The sequence below is a fragment of the Phenylobacterium sp. CCH9-H3 genome (assembly GCF_001557235.1).
Classification (GTDB): Bacteria; Pseudomonadota; Alphaproteobacteria; order Caulobacterales; family Caulobacteraceae; genus Phenylobacterium.
On record NZ_LSJI01000058.1, the window covers coordinates 1 to 21684 of the forward strand.

Genomic DNA, 21684 nt, shown 5'->3' on the forward strand with positions numbered 1-21684 from the left:
AAGATCACCGTGGACGTGCGCGGCGAGATCCTGGAGCTGAAGAACACCATCAACATCATGGTGGACCAGCTGAACGCCTTCGCCTCGGAGGTGACGCGCGTGGCGCGCGAGGTGGGTACGGAGGGCAAGCTGGGCGGCCAGGCGCAGGCGCCCGGCGTGGCCGGCACCTGGAAGGACCTGACCGACAATGTGAACATGATGGCCGGCAACCTGACCGGCCAGGTGCGAAGCATCGCCGACGTGGTGACCGCGGTGGCGAACGGCGACCTGAAGCGCAAGCTGACCCTGGACGCCAAGGGCGAGATCGCCGCCCTGGCCGACACCATCAACGGCATGATCGAGACCCTGGCCACCTTCGCCGACCAGGTGACCAACGTGGCCCGCGAGGTGGGGATCGAGGGCAAGCTGGGCGGCCAGGCCCGGGTGCCCGGCGCCGCCGGCCTCTGGCGCGACCTGACCGACAACGTGAACGAACTGGCCGCCAACCTGACCACCCAGGTCCGCGCCATCGCCGAGGTGTCGACGGCCGTGACCAAGGGCGACCTGACCCGCTCGATCACCGTCGAGGCCTCGGGCGAGGTGGAGGAGCTGAAGAACAACATCAACGAGATGATCCGGAACCTCCGCGATCAGACGTTGAAGAACACCGAGCAGGACTGGCTGAAGACCAACCTGGCCCGCTTCACCCGCATGCTGCAGGGCGAGCGCGACCTCTCCACCGTGTCGAACCTGGTGCTCAGCGAGCTGGCGCCGCTGATCAACGCCCAGCACGCCGTGTTCTACGTCTCCGACCGCGACGAGGACGGCAACCCCGCGCTCAACCTCGCGGCTTCCTACGCCTTCAACAACCGCAAGCACCTGGCGAACTCGTTCAAGCTGCGCGAGGGCCTGATCGGTCAGTGCGCCTACGAGAAGTCGCGCATCCTGCTGAGCAACGTGCCCAAGGACTACGTTCAGATCTCGTCCGGCCTGGGCGAGGCGGCGCCGGCCAACATCATCGTCCTGCCGGCGCTGTTCGAAGGCGAGGTGAAGGCGGTGATCGAGCTCGCCACCTTCGGCGAGTTCAACGAGACCCAGCAGCAGTTCCTGGACCAGCTGATGGAATCCATCGGCATCGTCTTGAACACCATCGCCGCCAACATGCGGACCGAGGGGCTGCTGAAGCAGTCGCAGCTGCTGACCTCCGAGCTGCAGGCCCAGCAGGAGGAACTGAAGAAGACCAACGACCGCCTGGAACAGCAGGCCGCCTCGCTCCGCCAGTCGGAGGAACTGCTCCGCACCAAGCAGGAGGAGCTGCAGCAGACCAATGCCGAGCTGCAGGAGAAGGCCCACCTGCTGTCGGTTCAGAACCAGCAGGTGGAAGCCAAGAACCGCGAGGTGGAACAGGCCAAGATCGCGCTGGAGGACAAGGCCGAACAGCTGGCTCTGACCTCAAAGTACAAGTCCGAGTTCCTGGCCAACATGAGCCACGAGCTGCGCACGCCGCTGAACTCGCTGCTGATCCTGTCGAAGCTCCTGGCCGACAACACCCAGGGCAACCTGTCGGACAAGCAGGTGGAGTTCGCCCATAACATCCACGCCGCCGGCGCGGACCTGCTGGGGCTGATCAACGACATCCTGGACCTGTCGAAGATCGAGAGCGGCACCACGACGCTGGATATCAGCGAGATGTCGTTCGCCAGCCTGCGCGACCAGACGGACCGGACGTTCAGCCAGGTGGCCGCCGACAAGAGGCTGGACTTCGTCATCGACCTCGATCCGGCCCTGCCGCGTTCGATGTACACGGACGACAAGCGGCTGCAGCAGATCATCAAGAACCTGCTCTCGAACGCCTTCAAATTCACCGAGAAGGGCTATGTGAAGCTGCGGGTCGCCCGAGCCCATTCGGGCTGGAACGCGACGAACGACCATCTGAACACCGCCGGCCAGGTCCTGGCCTTCTCGGTGGAAGACTCCGGCATCGGCATTCCCGAGGACAAGCAGCGGATCATCTTCGAGGCCTTCCAGCAGGCGGACGGCACCACCAGCCGCAAGTACGGCGGCACGGGCCTCGGCCTCTCCATCAGCCGCGAGATCACGCGCCTGCTGGGTGGGGAACTGCGGGTGGCCTCGACGCCCGGCAAGGGGTCGACCTTCACCCTCTACCTGCCGCTCAACTTCAGCCCGGCCCAGGCGCCGGCCGCCCGCGCGGCCGCCGGGCCGCAGCCGCGGCCGATGCTGATCCCTTCGTCGTTCTCGGACGAGCCGGCCGAAGGCGTGGCCGACGACCGGGACCTGATCACCTCGGGAGACTCCGTGGTGCTGATCGTCGAGGACGACCCGCGCTTCGCCTCGATCCTGCTCAACCTGGTCCACGATTCCGGCTTCAAGGGCGTCGTCACGGGCGAGGGCGGGGCCGCGCCGTCGCTCGCACGGCGGTTCGGGCCCGACGCCATCATGCTGGACATCGGCCTGCCCGACATGGACGGCCTGGCTCTGCTCGACCTGCTGAAGCGCACGCCCGAGACCCGGCACATCCCGGTCCACGTGATCTCGGCCGACGACCAGAAGGGCCTCGGCCTGTCCATGGGCGCCTTCGGCTTCACCCACAAGCCGGTGGAACGCGAAGTCGTCGTCTCGACGCTCCAGGGCGTCAAGAATTTCGCCGACAAGTCCGACCGCCGCATCGTGCTGGTCGGGCGCGAGGGCGAGGCGGCCGACATGCTCCGCCAGTGCTTCACCAACCTCGAACTGGCCGATGACTTCGCGTCGGTGGTGGCCCGGCCCGCCGCCGAACTGCCCGACGCGGCCGTCGTGGAGAGCGGCAGCGTTCCCACCGCGCAGCTCATCGAACAGCTCAAGCAGGCCGAGGGCCGCTGCACGCCGGTGGTGGTCTACGCGCCGCTGGCGATGGACCCCGAAGAGGACCGCCGCCTGCGGCTGGCGGTGTTCGGCGGTCTGGTGCGCATGGCCCGGACGCCGGACCAGCTGATCGACCAGGCGGCGCTGCTCCTGCACACCCCCGTCGAGACCCTGTCGGCGCCGGTCAGGGCCAAGCTCAGCCAGAGCCGGCACGAGGACGCCGTGCTCACCGGCCGCAAGGTGCTGGTCATCGACGACGACATCCGCAACATCTTCTCGCTCGCCTCGGCGCTCGAGGAGTACGGCATAGAGCTGAGCTACGCCGAAAGCGGACGCGCCGGCCTCGAGATCCTGGACGCCAAGACCGACATGGACGTGGTGCTGGTGGACATCATGATGCCCGACATGGACGGGTACGAGACGATCCGCGAGATCCGCTCGCGGTCCGAATCGGCGGACATCCCGATCGTCGCCGTGACCGCCAAGGCGATGAAGGGCGACCGTCAGAAGTGCATTCAGGCCGGAGCGTCCGACTATGTCTCCAAGCCTGTCGACATCGACCACCTCATCTCGGTCCTGCGGGTTTCGATCCAACGGGCCGACGCGATGCGGCTCGCCAGCGACACCGTGGCGCCGATGATGCCGCAAGCGAGCTGACGTGACCGCCCCTGCACAGGCCAGACCGGCGTCCAGGGTCTGGCGGGCGGACGCCGCGCCGCCCGACCTGGACGCCCCCCTCGCGGCGCGGATCCTCATCGTCGACGACGACGAGCGCAACGCGTTCGCCGCGGTGGAAGCGCTGAAGGAGCTCGGGCACGAACTGGTCGTCGCGCGGTCGGGCGAGGAGGCGCTGAAACGTGTCCTGGCCGAGGAGTTCGCCCTGATCCTTCTCGACCTGCACATGCCGGGGATGGACGGCTACGAGACGGCGGCCCTGCTGCGCTCGCGCAAGCGCAACCAGCACACGCCCATCGTCTTCCTCACCGCCATCTTCCGCGACGAGGCGCACATCTTCCAGGCCTACTCGGCCGGCGCGGTGGACGTAGTCTTCAAGCCGATAGACCCCTTCATCCTCAAGGCGAAGGTCCAGGTCTTCGTCGACCTCTATCTCAAGACCAAGGAGGTGGAGCGTCAGTCCGCCTACCAGCAATGGCTGCTGGACGAACATGCCCGGGTGAAGGCCGACAAGGACCGCACCGAACGGGCCCTTCGCCGGACCCAGGCGACCCAGGAGGCGATCCTGCGGTCGCTGCCGATCGTCTTCCACTCTCGCAGCATCGAGCCCCCGTTCGCGCCGCTGTTCGTCTCGGACAGCGTCCAGGCCATCACCGGCTTTCCCGCCGAGCGCTTCATCGCCGAACCCGAGTTCGGGACCAGCCGCATTCACCCGGACGACGTCGCCCTCGTGGTCGAGCGGATCTCGGCCGCCGCCCGCACGGGTCACTACGCCGTCGAATTCCGCTGGCTCTGCGCCGACGGGCAGTATCGGGTCCTGCAGGACCAGGGGGTGATGGCGCCCAGCACCGACGGGGAGGCCCGCGAGATCTTCGGCGTGATCCTGGACGCCACCGACCGGCGCAGCCTGGAGGAACAGCTGGCGCAGGCCCGGAAGATGGAGGCGGTCGGGCAGCTCACCGGCGGCGTCGCCCACGATTTCAACAACCTGCTGACGGTCGTGCTGGGCAACATCGACATGCTGGCCACCCGCAAGGAGGAGGAAGAGCGTCGGATGCGCCGGATCGAGGCCGTCCGCCAGGCCGCGGAACGCGGCCGCGACCTCACCGGCCAGCTTCTCGCCTTTTCGCGCCGCCAGCACCTCACCCCGGTCACCCTCGACGTGAACCGCCTGATCCGCGACTTCGCGCCCCTCATGCGTCAGGCGGTGGGCGAAGCCGTCACCATCGACCTGGACCTGGGCGAAGAAGGCCTCAACACCCACGTCGATCCCACGCAGTTGGAGACGGCGCTGCTCAACCTGGCCGTCAACGCGCGCGACGCCATGCCGGAAGGTGGCCGGCTGCTGATCGCCACGCGCCGGGAGCGCGGTCCGCACAAGCTCGGTTACGTGGTCATCGAGGTGCGCGACGACGGCGTCGGCATGACCGAAGAGGTTCGTGCGCGGGTCTTCGAGCCGTTCTTCACGACCAAGGATGTGGGCAAGGGCTCGGGTCTCGGCCTCAGCCAGGTCTACGGGTTCGTCAGCCAGTCCGACGGGCAGGTGCGCCTGGACAGCGCGCCGGGCGAGGGGACGGCGTTCCACTTGCTGCTGCCCGCCAGCGAGGCCGAGGCCGACGCGCCGCGGCGCGAGGGGCGGCCCGCGAAGGTGGTGGGGGGAACCGAGAGGATCCTCCTGGTGGAGGATGACCCGACCGTCCTGGCCTTGACCCTCGATGTCCTGACCGGGCTTGGCTACCGCGTCACCACCGCGACCAACGCCAGCGAGGCGCTGCAGGTGCTGCATGCGGATCCCGAGATCGATCTGCTCTTCACTGACGTGGTGATGCCGGGCGGCGTGAGCGGCCTCAGCCTGGCGCGCACGGCGCGCGAGCTGCGTCCGAGGCTGAGGGTCCTGCTGACCTCAGGTTTCGTCGGCGAGCACCGGGCCGTCGATGGCCGCGAATTCCCGCTGCTGGACAAGCCCTACGAGGCGGCCGTGCTCGCGACGACGCTGCGCAAGCTGCTCGACCGGCCGGAGCGGCGACCGCGCAAGCGCGCGACCGAGGCGGCCGAGTAGCTCTCAGGCCGATCTGGCGAGGTGCTTCAGGGCCGCAGCAAGCCGCCGGGCGTGAGCTCGGTCCATCTCGGCGTCGCGTTTGCCGGCCGAGAGCTGGGCCGCCATTCTCGTCAGCGCGACCGCATCGCCCGCCGGGGCGAACACGCCGGCCAGCAGCTTCGCCTCCAGCAGGAGATCGGCCCGCACCTCCGGGGGGCACGCGTCGAGCAGGGCTCCGTCGAAGTCGACCACCTCGGCGGGGCCGGGCGGATCTTCGTCTGGTCTTGGATGTGCCATTGGACGCACCTAACCCCTCATTTCGCCAGGGGTTCCGCGTTGCCTGCGACGCATGATCGCTATTGGGGGGTTCGCGCGCTGCGGTTGCTTGCATTCCCCCAATCGATGGTCGAGGTTCCGGCAAAAGAGGACCGCATGATTCAAGACTCGGAGCACGGCAGGCGTCTTGCCCAGAACCTTGTTGAACTGCTCGGCCCCTACGAAGAAGAACTGATCCAGCTTGAACGCGATGTGCCGGCGTTTGGCCCCCTGCGGCGGGCCGTGGGCATTGCGATTGCCGAGGCGTGTTACTGCATTTCGGATAGTTCCTTGCCGCAAGAAGACCTTGTTCCTCCGGCCGATGACGCGGCCGGGCGGGGCAGGTAAGGCTCACGACTTCTAGGAGATCCGGGAAAAACATGGCCAACAGAACCGAGACGGCCGCCGATCCAGTTGACGTTGCCGTCGGCGCTCGAATCCGGCTGTTGCGCAAGGTGCGGGGCTTGTCCCAGCAGGCGCTGGCCGAAGCCGCCGGCGTCACGTTCCAGCAGATTCAAAAGTACGAACGCGGCGCCAACCGCGTCAGCGCGTCCATGTTGACGCGCATCGCCAAGACCCTGGGCGTGCCCGTGGCCGAGATGTTCGGAGAAGCATCGGTCCACAGCGGCGCGGTCGACGAGGTCGCGGCCCTGCTGGCCGAACCCGGCGCATTGGAATTGCTCAAGGCTTATGCCGGCCTGCCGCGCGGCGTGTCCCGCTCTGCGCTGGTGGAGTTCGTCCGCAGCCTTCGCAGCCAGCCGAGCTGAACCCCTTGCGCAAGTCCGTCGTCCTCGCCGCCCTGGCCGCGGTCGCCTTGGCGTCCCCGGCTTTCGGGGCGCCCAAGGACCCGGTCGAGCGCAAGATGGTCGCGACCATCGAGGCCGAGCGGACGCGCAGCCTGAAGCTGCTCGAGGACTTGGTGCGGGTGAACTCCGGCACGATGAACCTCGCCGGCGTCGAGCAGGTAGGCCGCATGCTGCGCCCCGAGTTCGAACAGCTCGGGTTCGAGGTGCGGTGGGTTCCGATGGCCAAGGTCGGCCGTGCGGGCCACCTGATCGCCACCCACAAGGGGAACGGCCGGGGCAAGCGCGTCCTGCTGATCGGCCACCTCGACACCGTGTTCGAGCCGGACAGCCCCTTCCAGGGCTGGAAGCGCGACGGGGACATCGTCGAGGGGCCGGGCGTCGGCGACATGAAGGGCGGCGACGTGGTCATGGTGGCCGCGCTGCGCGCCATGCATGCGGCCGGCGCGCTCAAGGACGCCGACATCACCGTGGTGCTGACGGGTGACGAGGAGAAGCCTGGGGCGCCGTTGGCCGAGGCGCGCGCCGATCTCATCGCCGCCGGCCGCGCGAGCGACGTGGCGCTCGACTTCGAAGGCCTGTCGCGGGTCGGCGGCCGGGACGTGGGCTCCATCGCCCGCCGCTCGTCGACCTCCTGGACCATCCGGGCGACGGCGAAGTCCGGCCACTCGTCCGGTGTCTGCAAGCCGAACGCGGGCTGTGGCGCGATCTATGAGCTGGCGCGGATCGTCGACGAATTCCGGCGCGAGCTGCCCGAGCCGAACCTGACCTACAATGTGGGCGTGATCCTGGGCGGCGCCGAGGCCGCCCTGAACGCCGGCGACACGGGCGGCGCGGCCAGCGGCAAGCCGAACATCATCGCCGCCGAAGCCGTCGCCCGCGGCGACATCCGCACCCTGTCGTCCGAACAGGAGGCGCGGGTCCGCGCCAAGATGCAGGCCATCGTCGGACGCCATCTCGAACATGCGAAGGCCGAGATCGAGTTCTCCGACGACGGCTATCCGCCCATGGCCCCCACCGAGGGCAACAAGGCCCTGCTGGCGAAGCTGAACGCGGTCAACGCCGCGCTTGGCGTGCCCGAGATGCCGGCGGGCGACCCGGCCAACCGCGGCGCCGGCGACATCTCGTTCGTGGCCTTCATCGACGGCCTGGTCGGCCTCGGCATGGCCGGCGAGGGCAGTCACGCCCCCGGCGAGACCGCCGACCTGAAGAGCCTGGACCTTCAGGCCAAGCGCGCTGCGCTGCTCATCACGCGGCTGTCCAAGGAACCGCGGCCGAAGCGCTAGGGCGGTCACTCCCCTCCTGGCCGTCATCCCGGGCGGAGCGCGCAGCGCGGAGACCCGGGACCCAGCAGACTCGACCTGGAAGCTGCGCCGCGACGGACGACGTAGGCAGCATCAAGGCCAAGCTTCTCTCATGGTCGGGAAGGGGCGACTTCATCGCCATCTACGTCTTAGCAAGCCGCCGGAACAGAACGCTCTACACCGGCGTGACGAGCTGCCTAGGCGAGCGTCGGCGGCGGTGCGGCTGGGTCCCGGGTCTGCGCGCTCTGGCGAGCGCTCCGCCCGGGATGACGGATGTTGGGGTGCGAGGCCCCCGCGGCTACTCCCGCAGTTCGCAGCCTAGGCCGGCGCGCCGAGCGTCCTCAGGGCGTGGTCCTTGATGGCCTTGTAGTCGACCTTACCGTTGGGGGCGCGGCCTATGGTGTCCACCACCACCAGCTCGCGCGGCGCCTTGTAGCCCGCGAGCTGCCCGCGCACGTGTTCGGAGAGGTTGGCCAGGGTCAGGGCGGCGCCGGCTTCGGGCTCCACGACGGCGCAGATCCGCTCGCCGAAGCGTGCATCGGGGACGCCCACCACCACCGCGTCACGCACGCCGGCGTGGCGCTTGAGCGCCTCCTCGACCTCTTCGGGGAAGACCTTCTCGCCGCCGGTGTTGATGCAGACCGAGCCCCGGCCCAGCAGCTTCAGCGAGCCGTCCGCATTCACCTCGGCCCAGTCGCCGGGCACGCTCCACCGGACGCCTTCCATGACCTTGAAGGTCTTGGCGCTCTTTTCCGGGTCCTTGTAGTAGCCCACGGGCAGGAAGCCGCTGACCGCCACCAGGCCCCGCTCGCCGGAGCCGGGCTGGATGCGCCGCCCGTCTTCGGAGAACACCGCGGTGTTGGGGCCGAGCATGAAGGCGGCGGTCTGGGCTTCCGCGCCGGCCGCGGACGCCGAGGCGCCCAGCCCAACGGCCTCGGACGAGCCGAAGCTGTCGGCGATCATGGCCCCCGGGATATGGCTGAGGAGGCCGCGCTTGTTCTCCTGGCTCCACATGGAGCCGGACGAGCTCATCGAGCGCACGCTGGTGAGGTCCCAGCGGCCCGGATTGGCCTCCAGCGCCTCCAGCATGGGGGTGGAGAAGGCCAGGCCCACGAGGACGATGTTGGTGGCCTTGAGCCGCTCGGTCTCGTTCCAAAGCTCGACGGCGTCGAACTTGCGCGACGGCAGGGCGCAGACCGTGCCGCCACTGTTGAGGGCGATGAAGGCCGAGAACTGGCCCGTGCCATGCATCAGGGGCGCGGCCACGATCATGGTGGGGCGCAGGTGTTCCGGGCCGGCGATGCGGGCGATCAGCTCCTCGATCGAGGTGACCGGCGGGATGCCCAGCGCCGCGTTGCCGCCGGCGCCCAGCACCTGGAACAGGTCGTCCTGGCGCCACATCACGCCCTTGGGCATGCCGGTGGTGCCCCCGGTGTAGAGCAGCAGCAGGTCGTCGCCCGAACGGCCCCAGGGCGCCTTGACCGGGCGGCTGGCCGGAACCTTGCCGACCACGGCGTCGTAGTCGGCGGCCCAGGCCGGCGCGGGGTGGCCCGGCTCGGCCACTGCGATCCAGGCCTTAACCTTCGGCAGGCGGTGGCGGATCTGCTCCAAGAGGTCGGTGAAGCCGGCGTGGAAGACCACGGCCTCGGCGTCGGCGTTGTCGAAGAGGTAGACGATCTCCTCGGGGCCGTAGCGGTAGTTGGTGTTGACCGGCGCGTAGCCACCCTTGAAGGCGGCGAAGTAGGTCTCGAGGTATTCCGGACCGTTGTAGAGGTAGGCTGCGACCTTCGCCTGGTGGCCGAGCCCGCCCGCGATCAGGTGGGCGGCCAGGGCGTCCGCCCGGGCGTCGAACTGCGCCCAACTGATCAACCGTTCGCCCTGCACCAGGGCCGGGGTGTCCGGCTGGGCGGCGGCGATCGCTTCCCAGATGTCCGCAAGGGTCCACGACATGGCCGGTACGCCTCCCAACAAGCTTCTTGTTCGTTTGGGGCAAGTTGGCCGCCTGCCGTGGGGTTATGTCAAACGGGCAGGGCGGTGGTGGACTTGATCTGCTCCATGGCGAAGGCGGAGCTGACGTCGGACAGCGGCACGGCGGCGATCAGGCGCTTGTAGAAGGCGTCGTAGGCGGCGATGTCGCGGACCAACACCTTCAACAGGTAGTCGGTGTCACCGGACAGCCGGTAGAACTCGACCACCTCGGGCATGCTGGCCGCGGCGCCGGCAAAGGCGTCCAGCCATTCCTGGTCGTGGCGGTTGGTCCGCACAGAGACGAAGACCGCCAGCCCCAGATCCAGCTTGCTGCGGTCCAGCAGCGCCACCCGGCTGGTGATGATCCTGGCGTCGGTCAGCCGCTTGATGCGCTTCCAGCACGGCGTCTGCGAAAGGCCGACGATCTGGGCGAGTTCCGCGATGGGAATGGTCGCGTCCTTCTGCAGTTCGCGCAGGATTCGACGGTCGATGGCGTCGAGAACGATATCCATGTGGTTTGGTCCAGCGGGAGAATTCAGATCTCCCTCGACCTTGCATGAGAGCTTGCCGATCTTCAATGCTCGGTGGGTGGAGGACCTTGGAGTGGCGCGGGCTTGGCGAAGGGCACGATGAGCAGGGCGGCCGCGAACAACAGGGCCATCAGCATGAAGGTGTCGGAGAAGGCCAGGGTCGCGGCCTCGCGTCCCACCACGCGGCCCATTACCGCCTCGGCGGTCTGCAGGGCCCGGCCGGCGTCCGGCGTCCGCTGCTGGGCCATCTGGGAGAGGCCCCGCAGCATCTCCTGCGCCCGGTCGGGCTGCCCGCCCATGGCGTCGGAGAGACGCGCGGCGTGTTCGCGGCTGAAGTCGATCAGCCAGGTGTTCACCACCGCGATCCCGATGGCGCCGCCCAGGTTCCGCATGAGGTTGAACAGGCCAGACGCATAGCGCAGCTGTTCGGGCGGCACGCCGTTCAGCGCCATGCCCACCGCCGGCACGATGCAGAGCAGCATGGCCAGGCCCCGCATCACCTGGGGCCAGAACAGCTCCCAGAAGCCCCAGTCCGGCGTGATGTCGCTGAACATCCAGAGCGAGCAGGCGAACATCGCAAAGCCGACCGCGATGACGTAGCGCCCGTCCACCCGGGTCGAGAGGCGCGCCGCGATGGGCGCCGTGATGGTCATGGCGACGCCGGTGACGAAGACCGTCGTCCCGATCTGCAGGCTGGAGAATTCGCGCACCCGGCCCAGGTACACGGGCGTCAGATAGGTGGAGGCGTAGAGGCCGAAGCCGATCACCACGTTCAGGACGCAGGCCATGGCGAAGGTCGGCCGCCGGAAGGGCGTCAGCTTCACCACCGGCATGGTCGAGAAGAACGTCCGCTCGAAGAACACCGCCGCGCCGACGAAGGAGAACCAGGCTGCGGTCAGCACCTTCTCGTCGGTGAACCACTCGTGGCGGGGACCTTCCTCGAGCACGTACTGGAGGCCTCCCAGGAAGACCGCCAGCGAGGCCACGTGCAGCCAGTCGATGCGCCGGAGCATCTGGGGATTGGCGCCGTCCACCTTGCCCAGCAGGGGGAACAGGATCGTCACGGCGACGCCGGGCACGATGTTCATGAAGAATAGCCAGCGCCAGTCCCAGTACTCGGTGATCAGACCGCCGACGCTGGGGCCGAGGGTCGGGGCCAGGGTCGAGACCATCCCCAGGATCGCGGGCACCGCGGCGCGCTTGGGCCCCTCGAACATCGCAAAGCCGGTGGCGAACACCAGCGGCACCATAGCCCCGCCCGTGAAGCCCTGGATGGCGCGGAAGGCGATCATCGAATTGATGTCCCAGGCCAGGCCGCACAGCAGGCTGGAGACGGTGAAGAGACCGGCCGAGAGGGTGAACAGCCAGCGGGTCGAGAGCGCCTGGGACAGGAAGGCGGCCAGCGGGATCATCACGATCTCGGCCATCAGATAGGCGGTCTGCACCCAGGCGATCTCGTCCGGGCCGGCGTTCAGGCCCGCCTGGATCGAGTTGAGCGACGCCGCCACGATCTGGATATCGAGCAGGGCCATGAACTGGCCGAAGGCCATGATCGCGAAGATCAGCAGCTTGCGGCCCTCGCTGAGGCCGGCGGGGCCGCCTGCGGCAGCCGATGCGACGGTCATGGTCCTTGCGCTCCGGCGGCCGACACTTAATATTATGGGCATCATATAAATGCGGGCAAGGCCATGCGCTACAGCGAGACGCACAAGCAGGAGACGCGGGACAAGGTCCTGAAGGCGGCCGCCAAGGCCGTTCGCGCCAAGGGCCCGGAGGGCGTGGGCGTCGCCGAGATCATGGCCGAAGCCGGCCTGACGCACGGCGGCTTCTACGCCCACTTTCCCAACAAGGAGGCGCTGATCGCCGCCGCCATCGACGAGGCGTTCGGACAGAGCGGGCGTCGGTTCGGCCGGGCGACCCAGGGCATGGCGCCCGCAGAGGCTCTGGCGGCGTTCGTGGATTTTTATGTGACGCCCGAGCATCGCGCCCATCCGGAGCGCGGTTGCCCGGTGGCGGGCCTTTCCAGCGACCTGCCGCGCCAGGGCGCGCCCGTGCGGGAGGCCTACGAGCGCGGCGTGCGGCGGATGATCGAGCGGATCGCCGGCTGGCTGCCCGAGACGACGCCCGACCGCGAGAGCCTCGCCGCGTCCCTGGTGGCCGAGATGTCGGGGACCGTCGCCCTCTCCCGCGCCATCTCCGACGAGGCCGAGGCCGGCCGCCTGCTCGCGCAAGCGCGGCATCGCATCAAGCACCGCATGGGGATCATCCAATGAACGCCGTCACGCCCACAGCCCAGCTTTCGGGCCTCGAACAGCTGCGCGCGGTCTTCGATCCCGACCGGCCCGAACGTGCGCCGGGGATCGGCAGGACCATGGGCTTCACCGTCATCGAGATCGAGGAGGGGCGGGTGGTGTTCGGCGGCACGCCCGACGAGAACGTCTACAACCCCATCGGCACGGTGCACGGCGGCTACGCGGCGACCTTGCTGGACTCGGCGGTGGGCTGCGCCGTCCACTCGGTGCTGAAGGCGGGGCAGGGGTACACGACCCTGGAGCTCAAGGTCGCCTATCACCGGGCCATGACCAAGCACACCGGCCCGGTCCGGGCCGAAGGCCGCGTGGTCCAGGCGGGCCGCCGCGCCGCCTTTGCCGAGGGCCGGCTGACCGACGCCGAGGGTCGCCTCTACGCCACGGCGACCTCGACCCTGCTGGTCTTCGACCGATGAAGATGGAAACCGTCACCACGGGCTCGCCCGTGAAGCCTCGGCGGCGGCTGCCGCCGCGGGGCGTGCTGATCCTCGGCGCGGCCCTGGCCGTAGGGGCCGGCGGCTACGCCTACATCCATGCGGCCAAGGGTTCGGCCACCACCGACAACGCCTATGTGAAGACCGATGTGACCATCGTGGCGCCGCGGGTGCGCGGGCATGTGGCGCAGGTCCTGGTGGCCGATAACCAGCCGGTGAAGGCCGGCCAGGTGCTGGTGCGGCTGGATCCCGAGGAGTACGCCGCCCGGGTCGCCGCCGCCGAGGGCGATGTCGCCCTGGCGGACGCTGCGGTGGCCTCCGCCGAGGCCGCCCTTGTGCGGTTGAATTCGGAAGAAGCCATGGCCATCGCCGAGGTGCGCGAGGCTGAGACGGGAATCCGCGCCGCCGACGCCGAGGCCGCGCGCGCCGGGGCCGATTGGGCGCGCTACGACGCCCTGCTGAAGACCGGTTTTGCGCCCCGCCGGGACGCCGACCGGGTCCAGACCCAGGCCGTCGCCGCGGCTGCGGCGGCGGACAGGACCCGCGCCAGCCTGGCGGTCAGCCGCAGCCAGGCCGCGGCCACGGCCAGCCGTCGGGGCGAGCTCATCGCGGCCGTGGCCCAGGCCAGGGCGCAGCGGCAGAAGGCTATGGCCGCACTGGAACTGGCCCGCCAGGACCGCCAGCATGTGGAGGTGAAGGCCCCGATCTCCGGCGTGGTGGGCGATCGCCAGGCCAACGTGGGCGACTACGTCCAGCCGGGCTCCCGCCTGCTGGTGGTCAACCCCCTGGACCGCCTCTACATCACGGCCAACTTCAAGGAGACCCAGACGGCGCGGATGCTCAACGGTCAGGCCGCCACGGTGAAGGTCGACGCCCTGCCGGGCGTGACCCTGAAGGCCCGCGTGGAAAGCTTCGCGCCTGGGACCGGTTCGGAATTCGCCCTGTTGCCGTTCGAGCCTGGGGTGGGGAACTTCACCAAGATCGTCCAACGGGTGCCCGTGCGCCTGCGCTTCGATCCCGGCCAGCCCGAAGTGGCGCGCCTGCGGCCAGGCCTCTCCGCCAAGGTGACCGTGGCCCTGGACGGCGCTTAGAGGGAATCTCAAACCGGCGCCAGACAATCGGTTTTATTCCTACTAATTTTGTAGGATTATGGTGGCGGGCATGCCGGAAGCCCGCATCGAGCTCGAACTGGATGAAGGGGCGCTGGACGCCTTCGTCGTCTGGCCCGACACGCCAGGCCGCAAGCCCCCGATTCTGCTGCTTTCCGGCCCGCCGGACGGGGGACATGGGGGCGAATCCACCGCCCGGCGGCTATCCGCCCACAATTATTTCGTCATCGTACCCGACCTCACGGGCCTTGCCGCGGATGACCGGCGGGAGGCTGCCTGGGCCTGCATGGACTATCTCGCCGACGAGCGCCGCGTGGACGACAGCCGCGTCGGCGCCTTGGGATTCGGCGGGGGCGGGGACATGGCCCTGCGTCTCGCGGCCGATCGGGCCGAGCGCATCGCGGCGGCGGCGGCCTACGGCGGTCGCGGCTTCAGCGCTCGAACCGCCCTCGAAATATCCCAAAGAATCAATGGCTTGGTGAGAATTGGCTACCAGGTCGGCGCCGCGAGGCGCAGGGCTGGGATTCTCGAGGCCGCCTTCAGCCTCTCCGGCGTGCTGTTCGATACCGAGGTCTACGAGGCCGAGCCGCGATGGCCCGACCTGCTGGATTTCTTCGCCCGCGCGCTTGTCGTTCCGCCGCCCGCGCCCGTCGCGGGAACGAACCCTGTTCATCGCGCGCTCAACCCCTAGACGACTGATGTGACGCATCTTCTGTGGCGCGGTGCGCTCGCCGCGCTAGGATGCCTAAAGCGACTCGGTCACGGCGACCCCCGCCGGGACCTCGCGCCAACATTTTAGCCGGGGGAGCCCATGGCCACGGAAAAGAAGACGAACGCACTGCAGAAGCCCCTGACGCCCTCCGCCGAACTGGCGGCCGTCGTGGGCGCTGGCCAGCTTTCGCGCGGCGAGACCGTCTCGAAGATCTGGGACTACATCAAGAAGAACAACCTGCAGAATCCCGCCAACAAGCGCGAGATCCTGGCCGACGCCAAGCTGAAGCCCGTCTTCGGCGGCAAGGACAAGGTCAGCATGTTCGAGATGAACAAGCACCTGGCGGCGCACCTGAAGTAGGACGCGCGCGGCGCGCCTCTTTCACGCGCCGCAGCCGTGCGGACTAGAGAGACCTCGCGGGCCGCTCGCCCTGCGGGGTCTCTTCACTTTTGGGCCCTGTGCCTACATAAGGGCCGACCTTCGCGGCGCGCGCCGCGACCCCCTTTCTCACGGACGCTTTCGTGACCTCGCCCAACAGAGCCATCATCCTCGCTGCAGGGCAGGGCAAGCGGCTGCTGCCGCTGACCGAGACCCGTCCGAAATGCCTGATCGAGCTGTCAGGCCGCACGCTTCTGGCATGGCAGCTCCTGCGCCTGCAGGCGGCGGGGGTGCAGGAGGCCGTGATCGTCACGGGCTTCCGCGCCGACGCGGTCGAGGCCGAGGTCGCGGCCTTGGACCTCACCATGCCCGTGCGGCTGGCCTTCAACCCTTTCTATACGGTGTCCGACAACACGGCCTCGTGCTGGATCGTGCGCCAGGAGTTCGACCGGGAGGTTCTGATCCTCAACGGCGATACGCTGTTTGGGCCCGGCGTGGCCGAGGCCTTGCTCGCCGCCCCGCCCGCCGAGATCACCGTCACCATCGATCGCAAACCGGCCTACGACGCCGACGACATGAAGGTGCTGACCGAGCACGGCCGGCTGAAGGCGATCGGCAAGACGATCGAGGCCTACGACGCCGAGTCCATCGGCTTCCTGCGCTTCTCCAAGGCGGGGGCGGCAAAGTTCGCGGCGGGCGTCGAACAGGTGCTGCAGACGCCGGAGGGGCTGCGCCGCTGGTACCTCTCGGTGATCGACGAACTGGCCCGGGCCGGGGTCGACGTGAAGGTGGTGTCCATCGAGGGCCTCGAATGGGGCGAAATGGACTTCCCGCAGGATGTCGAGAATCTGACACGCCTCTCCAGCGGATGGGACGCCCCGATCGGCGCCTAGTCTTTCGGCTGAAATGCCTACGAATTGGGCGTTCCGCCGGGGTGGGGCGGGGCATGACGACTTCCTCGGCCCTCGACAACTTCTTCTAAAGAATCGGCTGCCAGCGTTACCGTTAACGCGCCCGCACGGGGGGCGACAGGCGTGCAGAGGTTCCGTTGTCCGACAGCGAAGAAGCCCTGGTTCCCGAGCGGATCCTCGAGCTGTCCGAGCGGCTGTCCACGGCCGCCGCGACCAGCATCGGCGAGATCGCCCGCATCAACCGCGAGGCGAAGATGCTGGCCATCAACGCCCTGATCACGGCCGCGCGGGCCGGTGAGGCCGGTCGCGGCTTCTCGGTCGTGGCGGAGGAGTTCAAGCAGATCTCGTCGCGCATCGACGAGGTGACGGCGGACCTGCAGAGCCAGGTGCAGGGCGACCTGCGCGAGCTCTCCGCGGTCGGCGGCGCGATCCTCGGCCATCTCCGCGGGCAGCGGCTGGCCGACCTGGCGCTGAACGCCATCGAGATCATCGACCGGAACCTCTATGAGCGGACCTGCGACGTCCGCTGGTGGGCCACGGACTCTGCGGTCGTGGATTGCGCCGCGGCGGGCACCGACGCCGCCGCCGAGCACGCCAGCGGGCGCCTGAAGGTCATCCTCGACGCGTACACGGTCTATCTCGACCTGTGGATCTGCGACGCGCAGGGCCGGGTGATCGCTACGGGCCGGCCCGAGCGCTATCCGCGGGTCGCCGGCAGCTCCGTCGCCAACGCCGCCTGGTTCAAGAACGCCAAGGCGACCGCCTCCGGGCAGGACTTCGTGGCCTGCGACGTGGAGCGCGCCGCCCTCCTGAACGACGCTCCGGTCGCCACCTACGCCGCCGCGATCCGGCGCAACGGCGCCGTGAACGGCGAAGTCATCGGCGTGCTCGGCATCCATTTCGACTGGCAGCCGCAGGCCCATGCGGTTGTCGATGGCGTGCGCCTCACGGACGAGGAGCGACAGCGCTCGCGCGTCCTGCTGCTGGATCGCACCGGCCGGGTCCTGGCCTCGTCCGACCGTCGGGGCGAACTCGCCGACACCTTCAGCCTTCCCGCGAGCGCCGAGAGCATGGGCAGCTATGCGGCCCAGGGCGTCACCGTCGGCTACGCCCTCACGCCAGGCTACGAGACCTATGAGGGCCTGGGCTGGTACGGCTGCATCGTCCAGGATGAGCGCGTCGCCGCCACCGAAACCGTCCGCCGGGCCAACGCGGCCTAGCGGCTGGTGAGCTCGCGCACGAGGTCGAGGTCGGCCGGCTTGTCGACATCCACCGAAGCGAGGCCGAACGGCGTCTCCACGATGGCCGCGCGAACGCCGGCCAACGCGCCGAGGCGGGCGGCCGCATCCCGCAGCCCCAGTCGCCGGCTCAGGTAGCGCAGCAGCATGCCCGGGCCGAGGATCTGGGCCATCTTCCAGGGACGTTTGCGCTCGGCTTCCACCCGCCGCCACAGGTCTATCACGGCCAGCGCCCGGTCGTTGGCCAGGTAGAACAGATTGCAGCCCGACCAGTCGCCGTCGGCGAGTTTCAGCCAGGTGCGCTTCGTTCCGGGGGCCGCCGCTTCGACGGCAGCGCGCGAGGCGACCAGCACCGTGACGTCGGCGTCGGGCGGCGTGTCGGCCAGGAAGCGTGTGATCCACGCCGGCTCCAGCAGGGCGTGGTCGGCGGTGGCGACCAGCAGCGGCGTCCCGAGACGCAGCGCGCCGGCCCGGACGCTCAGGCTCGGCCCCTCCGCCTCGTCCAGCGCCTCGGCGCCCAGGCGCGCGATCTCGGCGCGGACCTCGGGATGGCTGGAGATCACAGCGACGCGCGTCGCGCCGGCCGCGCGCACGGCGCCCACCACCCGCGCCAGCAGGGTTTCGCCCTGCAGCCGGATCAGCGCCTTGTGCGAGGCGCCGCCATAGGCCGCCACCGGGTCGACGCCGGCGCGCGAGCCCGCCAGCACCAGCGCCTGGAAGCCCGTCACGCCAGCGCCTTCTCGTAGAGCCGGTAGGTCTTGTAGACCTTGGCCCCGCCGGCGTCGCAGATGCGCCGCATGGCCATGTTATCCTCCAGGATCCATGACAGCTCGTACCGCTCGTAGCCCTGCTTGCGGGCGGCCTGCGCCACCGCGTCGATGAGGTGGAAGGGCAGGAGTTGGCCGCGGAGGCTGTTCGCGAACTTCCGCCGCACGCCCATCAGCGGCACGCGGCCGGTCTTCGGACCCTTCACCTTCAGCCGCCACAGGAGCTTGGCCCAGCCGAACGGGAACAGCTTGCCCTTCAGGTCGGCGATCGCCTCGTTGATGTTCGGGAGGAGAATCATGAACCCGGCCGGCTCGCCGTCGATCTCGGCGAACCAGGCCAGGCGGGCGTCGATCAGCAGCTTCAGCGTCGTGGCCAGCGCCTTCGTCTCGGCCTCGGTGGTCGGCGTGAAGCCCCAGTTGTCCGACCAGGCGTCGTTGAGGATGGCGGTCAGTGTCTGCACCTCCTGATCGAGACGCTTCATCTCCACTGTCCGGAGCGTCACGCCCTCGGGCAGGCCCTTGCGGATACGCCGCTGGATGGGGGCGGGCAGATCGTCGGCCACACTGCAGACGTAGGCGAAGATGTCCTTGGCCTTGGCGTATCCCATGCCTTCGATGCGGCCGGGCGTGTGAGGCGCATCGTGGCTCATCATGAACATCGGCGGCGTGTCGTGCCCCTCGACCAGGAGACCCACCTCCTCGTTGGTGGACAGGTTCACCGGCCCGATCGCGACCCGGCAGCCCTTGGCCTTCAGCCAGGCCTCGGCCGCGGCGAAGAGCGCTTCGAACACGGCCGGATCGTCCTCGGCCGCGATCATGCCGAAATGGCCGACGCCTTCGCGGGTCTGCGGGTTCAGGTGGTCGAGCTGGGCGCTGATCCGGCCGACGTCCCGGCCGTCCTTCACCGCCAGCCAGAACTGGACGTCGGCGTGCTCGAAGAACGGGTTGCCCTTGGGGCTCAGCGACTCGCCGCGTTCCAGGATCAGCGGCGCGATGTAGTTCGGATCGCGCGCGCCGAGCCGCATGGGCACGCGGATGAACCGGTCCAGCTCCGCCTTGGAACTGACCGGGACGATATCGACGCCCCCTGCCACGATTATCCTTCCAGGTAGAGCAACACGGTGACCCCGAGGGCGGCGAACATCGCCGGCGCCGCCCAGGCGGCCAGGATCGGAGGCGCTGCGCCGTTCTCGCCCAGCGCCGTGAATGCGCCGTCGAATACGAGGTACAGGAGACCGGCGGCCAGGCACTGGACCATCAGGGTCGCCCCCCCGCCGCGGAAGTTCGCCAGCGACGCCGGCGCGGCCAGCAACAGCATCACCAGGCAGGCCAGAGGCGCCGCCCAGGCCCGCTGGAGCTGAGTGTCGTAGTAGGTGCGAGGGCGCACCGACAGACCGCCGGTGAGGGCGCGTCGGGCTTCGGCGGCGGTGACCGTGGTCTCGCCGGCGGCCAGCATGCGGACGTCGCTGGGGCGCAGGTTCTGGGTCCAGTCCATGGACCGGGCCTGTCCCTCGGCGATGCTGGCGGTTCCCAGGCTCTCGAAGCGCGGTTCGACCAACCGCCAGCGTTCGTTCTCGAAAACGGCGGCCTGTGCGCTGGTGCGTTGCACGAGGCGGCCGTTGGCGTCGCGGCGATAGATCGTGACCTGCTCCAGGCTGCGTCCGTCGGGATCGCGCGGCAAGGCGACCACGATCTCGTCGCCGACGCGGAAGGTCACCGGATCGACGGCCTTGGCCTTGTCCCTGGGGGTGCTGGCTTGCCACCAGTCCGACAGCATGCTGTCCGTGCGGGGTGCGATCTGCAGGCCGATCGCCAGTTGGGTCAGCGCGAGCACCAGCGCCGCCGGGATCGCCATCATGGTGATGCGGTAGGTCGAGATGCCCGTGGACCGCATCGCCGTCACCGCGCTGTCGCCGGCCAGCTTGCCGAAGGCGAACAGGGCCCCGGCCAGCACCGCCAGGGGCGCGGCCTGTTCGATCAGCCGCGGCAGGCGCAGCATGGCGTAGTATCCGACGCCGGCGGCGCCCAGGTCGCGGTCCAGGATGTCATTGGTGACGTCGAGCAGATCCAGGATCTGCAGGATGCCGACCAGCACCAGGAGCGCGATCAGGATCCGCGATCCCACCAGCTTCAGGAGGTAGCCGCCCAGGGTCACGGCGTAGCGCTCGCCGAGGCCTTCTTCATCCGCATCCGGGCGATGAAGGCGCCGAGGTGTTCCATCGCCTGGCCGATGGGCGTCTCGCCGGGCCGCTTGCGGCTGGTGAAGAAGACGGTGAGGGCGATGGCCGCGAACGCCAGATAGGGCGCGCCGACAGCCACCTCGGCCGAGACACGGCCCTTCGCCGCCAGGCCCTCGCCAAGCTGGATGAGGTGGTGGAAGGCGAGCAGCAGGATGCCGCCGACGATGGCGCCGGGCGCGCGGCCGCTGCGCTTGGCGGCCAGTCCCAAGGGCACCGCAAGCAGCGGGAGCAAGGGCAGGGAGAACGCGCGGGCCAAACGCCCGTACAGCTCGCCCTTCAGGGCCGCGCTGGATAGCGTGGAACTACCCGTGCGGGCCTGATCGGCCAGTTCGAACAGGGTCAGTTCGCGCTCGTCGCCGCCCCGCGCGCGGAGCAGGCGCGCCGGCCCGGTCATCGGCAGCTGCATGGTGAAGGTCTTGAAGCTGAGGATCTCGGGCCGGCCCTGCTCGTTGAAGCGGAGCTGCTGGCCGTCCTGCAGCTCGAGCCGGACGTTCTTGCCATCCGCCGCGCGGCGGATCTCGGCCATCTTGGCGGTGGTGATCTCCTCGCGGCCCTTGTCGGTGATGCGGCGGATGAAGATGCGCGAAAGCTGCTGGCCGGCCGCATCCGCTTCGTCGGTGGTCATGGTCAGGTTCTTGGACGGCGCCAGGATCGTCTCGGCCGGCACCAGGCCGTTCCAGCCCGCGTTCTGGGCGGTGTGCAGCACCGCGCGATAGGCATAGCGGCTGTAGGGCTGCAGGAAACCGAAGACCAGCAGGCTCACCGCCGTAAGCGCCGCCGCCAGGCAGAGATAGGGCGCGGCCAACCGGGTCAGCGAAACCCCGGCGGCCAGCAGGGCGTCCACCTCGGACGACTGGTTCATCCGATTCACCACCACCACCAGCGCCAGGAAGAAGGCGGCGGGCAGGGTGAGGCCCAGGTAGTGCGGCACCAGGTTCACCGCGAGCTGGGCCACGAAGCCGAAGCGGTCGCTGGAGGCCGACAGCATGTCGAGCAGCCGCAGGATCCGCTCCAGCAGGAGCGCGACCAGGGTCACCCCCATGGCTCCCACCATCGGCCAGAGGGCCAGGCGGAGCAGATAGCGGTCGATGAGACTCAACGGGTCCCCCGGT

At 69.1% G+C, this 21684-nt stretch carries 20 protein-coding genes; 12 read left to right on the forward strand and 8 right to left on the reverse strand.

The features are described from left to right. Both AX721_RS05010 and AX721_RS05015 read left to right on the forward strand, forming a co-directional pair. A partial coding sequence (locus AX721_RS05010; protein ID WP_156467016.1) for a response regulator occupies positions 1–3498 on the forward strand: 3498 nt, incomplete at its 5' end. A gap of 1 nt (position 3499) precedes the next feature. Beyond that, a complete protein-coding gene (locus AX721_RS05015; protein WP_068874928.1) occupies positions 3500–5575 on the forward strand; it encodes a response regulator in 2076 nt (691 codons plus the stop codon). Between the two features lie 3 nt (positions 5576–5578). Here AX721_RS05015 and AX721_RS05020 read toward each other — a convergent pair whose 3' ends face one another. Beyond that, a complete protein-coding gene (locus tag AX721_RS05020) occupies positions 5579–5851 on the reverse strand; it encodes a hypothetical protein (RefSeq protein ID WP_156467017.1) in 273 nt (90 codons plus the stop codon). Between the two features lie 39 nt (positions 5852–5890). Here AX721_RS05020 and AX721_RS05025 point away from each other — a divergent pair, with 39 nt between their 5' ends. Genes AX721_RS05025 through AX721_RS05035 form a run of 3 tightly spaced genes read left to right on the forward strand, consistent with a single transcriptional unit; the run spans position 5891 to position 7958 of the window. Next, positions 5891–6217: a hypothetical protein gene (locus AX721_RS05025; protein ID WP_156467018.1), complete on the forward strand. Its 327-nt coding sequence runs from the start codon at positions 5891–5893 to the stop codon at positions 6215–6217. Positions 6218–6249: 32 nt separating this feature from the next. Further along, complete coding sequence (locus tag AX721_RS05030) at positions 6250–6636, forward strand: helix-turn-helix domain-containing protein (RefSeq protein ID WP_068874931.1); 387 nt, start codon at positions 6250–6252, stop codon at positions 6634–6636. Positions 6637–6641: 5 nt separating this feature from the next. Next, on the forward strand, positions 6642–7958 hold the full coding sequence (locus tag AX721_RS05035) for a M20/M25/M40 family metallo-hydrolase (protein ID WP_068874932.1): 1317 nt from the start codon (positions 6642–6644) through the stop codon (positions 7956–7958). Positions 7959–8294: 336 nt separating this feature from the next. Here AX721_RS05035 and AX721_RS05040 read toward each other — a convergent pair whose 3' ends face one another. The 3 genes from AX721_RS05040 to AX721_RS05050 form a co-directional block, all read right to left on the reverse strand. Continuing rightward, positions 8295–9926, reverse strand: a complete 1632-nt coding sequence (locus AX721_RS05040; RefSeq protein ID WP_068874933.1) for an acyl-CoA synthetase — start codon at positions 9924–9926, stop codon at positions 8295–8297. A gap of 68 nt (positions 9927–9994) precedes the next feature. Then, a complete protein-coding gene (locus AX721_RS05045) occupies positions 9995–10456 on the reverse strand; it encodes an Lrp/AsnC family transcriptional regulator (RefSeq protein WP_068874934.1) in 462 nt (153 codons plus the stop codon). Positions 10457–10518: 62 nt separating this feature from the next. Next, positions 10519–12099: a DHA2 family efflux MFS transporter permease subunit gene (locus tag AX721_RS05050; protein ID WP_068874935.1), complete on the reverse strand. Its 1581-nt coding sequence runs from the start codon at positions 12097–12099 to the stop codon at positions 10519–10521. A 63-nt stretch (positions 12100–12162) separates the two neighbouring features. Between AX721_RS05050 and AX721_RS05055 the strand changes: the two genes are divergently transcribed. The 7 genes from AX721_RS05055 to AX721_RS05085 all read left to right on the forward strand — a co-directional run bounded on the left by AX721_RS05055 (position 12163) and on the right by AX721_RS05085 (position 17547). Then, complete coding sequence (locus AX721_RS05055; protein ID WP_068874936.1) at positions 12163–12747, forward strand: TetR/AcrR family transcriptional regulator; 585 nt, start codon at positions 12163–12165, stop codon at positions 12745–12747. Next, positions 12744–13199, forward strand: a complete 456-nt coding sequence (locus AX721_RS05060) for a PaaI family thioesterase (RefSeq protein WP_068874937.1) — start codon at positions 12744–12746, stop codon at positions 13197–13199. The genes AX721_RS05055 and AX721_RS05060 overlap by 4 nt, the downstream gene beginning before the upstream one ends. After that, complete coding sequence (locus AX721_RS05065; protein ID WP_068874938.1) at positions 13196–14308, forward strand: HlyD family secretion protein; 1113 nt, start codon at positions 13196–13198, stop codon at positions 14306–14308. The genes AX721_RS05060 and AX721_RS05065 overlap by 4 nt, the downstream gene beginning before the upstream one ends. Positions 14309–14378: 70 nt before the next feature. Then, on the forward strand, positions 14379–15017 hold the full coding sequence (locus AX721_RS05070; protein ID WP_197422471.1) for a dienelactone hydrolase family protein: 639 nt from the start codon (positions 14379–14381) through the stop codon (positions 15015–15017). A 120-nt stretch (positions 15018–15137) separates the two neighbouring features. Continuing rightward, complete coding sequence (locus AX721_RS05075; RefSeq protein ID WP_068874940.1) at positions 15138–15398, forward strand: SWIB/MDM2 domain-containing protein; 261 nt, start codon at positions 15138–15140, stop codon at positions 15396–15398. Between the two features lie 161 nt (positions 15399–15559). Then, entirely contained in the window at positions 15560–16309 is a 750-nt protein-coding gene (locus AX721_RS05080) for a sugar phosphate nucleotidyltransferase (RefSeq protein WP_068874941.1), read from the forward strand. Between the two features lie 155 nt (positions 16310–16464). Continuing rightward, a complete protein-coding gene (locus AX721_RS05085; protein ID WP_068874942.1) occupies positions 16465–17547 on the forward strand; it encodes a methyl-accepting chemotaxis protein in 1083 nt (360 codons plus the stop codon). Here AX721_RS05085 and AX721_RS05090 read toward each other — a convergent pair. Genes AX721_RS05090 through AX721_RS05105 form a run of 4 tightly spaced genes read right to left on the reverse strand, consistent with a single transcriptional unit; the run spans position 17544 to position 21671 of the window. After that, positions 17544–18293 (reverse strand): nucleotidyltransferase family protein, encoded by a 750-nt coding sequence (locus AX721_RS05090; protein WP_068874943.1) that lies wholly within the window; start codon positions 18291–18293, stop codon positions 17544–17546. The genes AX721_RS05085 and AX721_RS05090 overlap by 4 nt on opposite strands. Then, positions 18290–19426 (reverse strand): dATP pyrophosphohydrolase, encoded by a 1137-nt coding sequence (locus AX721_RS05095; protein ID WP_231733344.1) that lies wholly within the window; start codon positions 19424–19426, stop codon positions 18290–18292. Before AX721_RS05095 ends, AX721_RS05090 begins: the two co-directional genes overlap by 4 nt. A 2-nt stretch (positions 19427–19428) precedes the next feature. Beyond that, positions 19429–20487: an LptF/LptG family permease gene (locus AX721_RS05100; RefSeq protein WP_068874944.1), complete on the reverse strand. Its 1059-nt coding sequence runs from the start codon at positions 20485–20487 to the stop codon at positions 19429–19431. Beyond that, positions 20484–21671, reverse strand: coding sequence for an LptF/LptG family permease (locus AX721_RS05105; RefSeq protein WP_231733345.1), 1188 nt, complete (start codon positions 21669–21671; stop codon positions 20484–20486). The genes AX721_RS05100 and AX721_RS05105 overlap by 4 nt, the downstream gene beginning before the upstream one ends. Positions 21672–21684 lie beyond the last annotated feature (13 nt).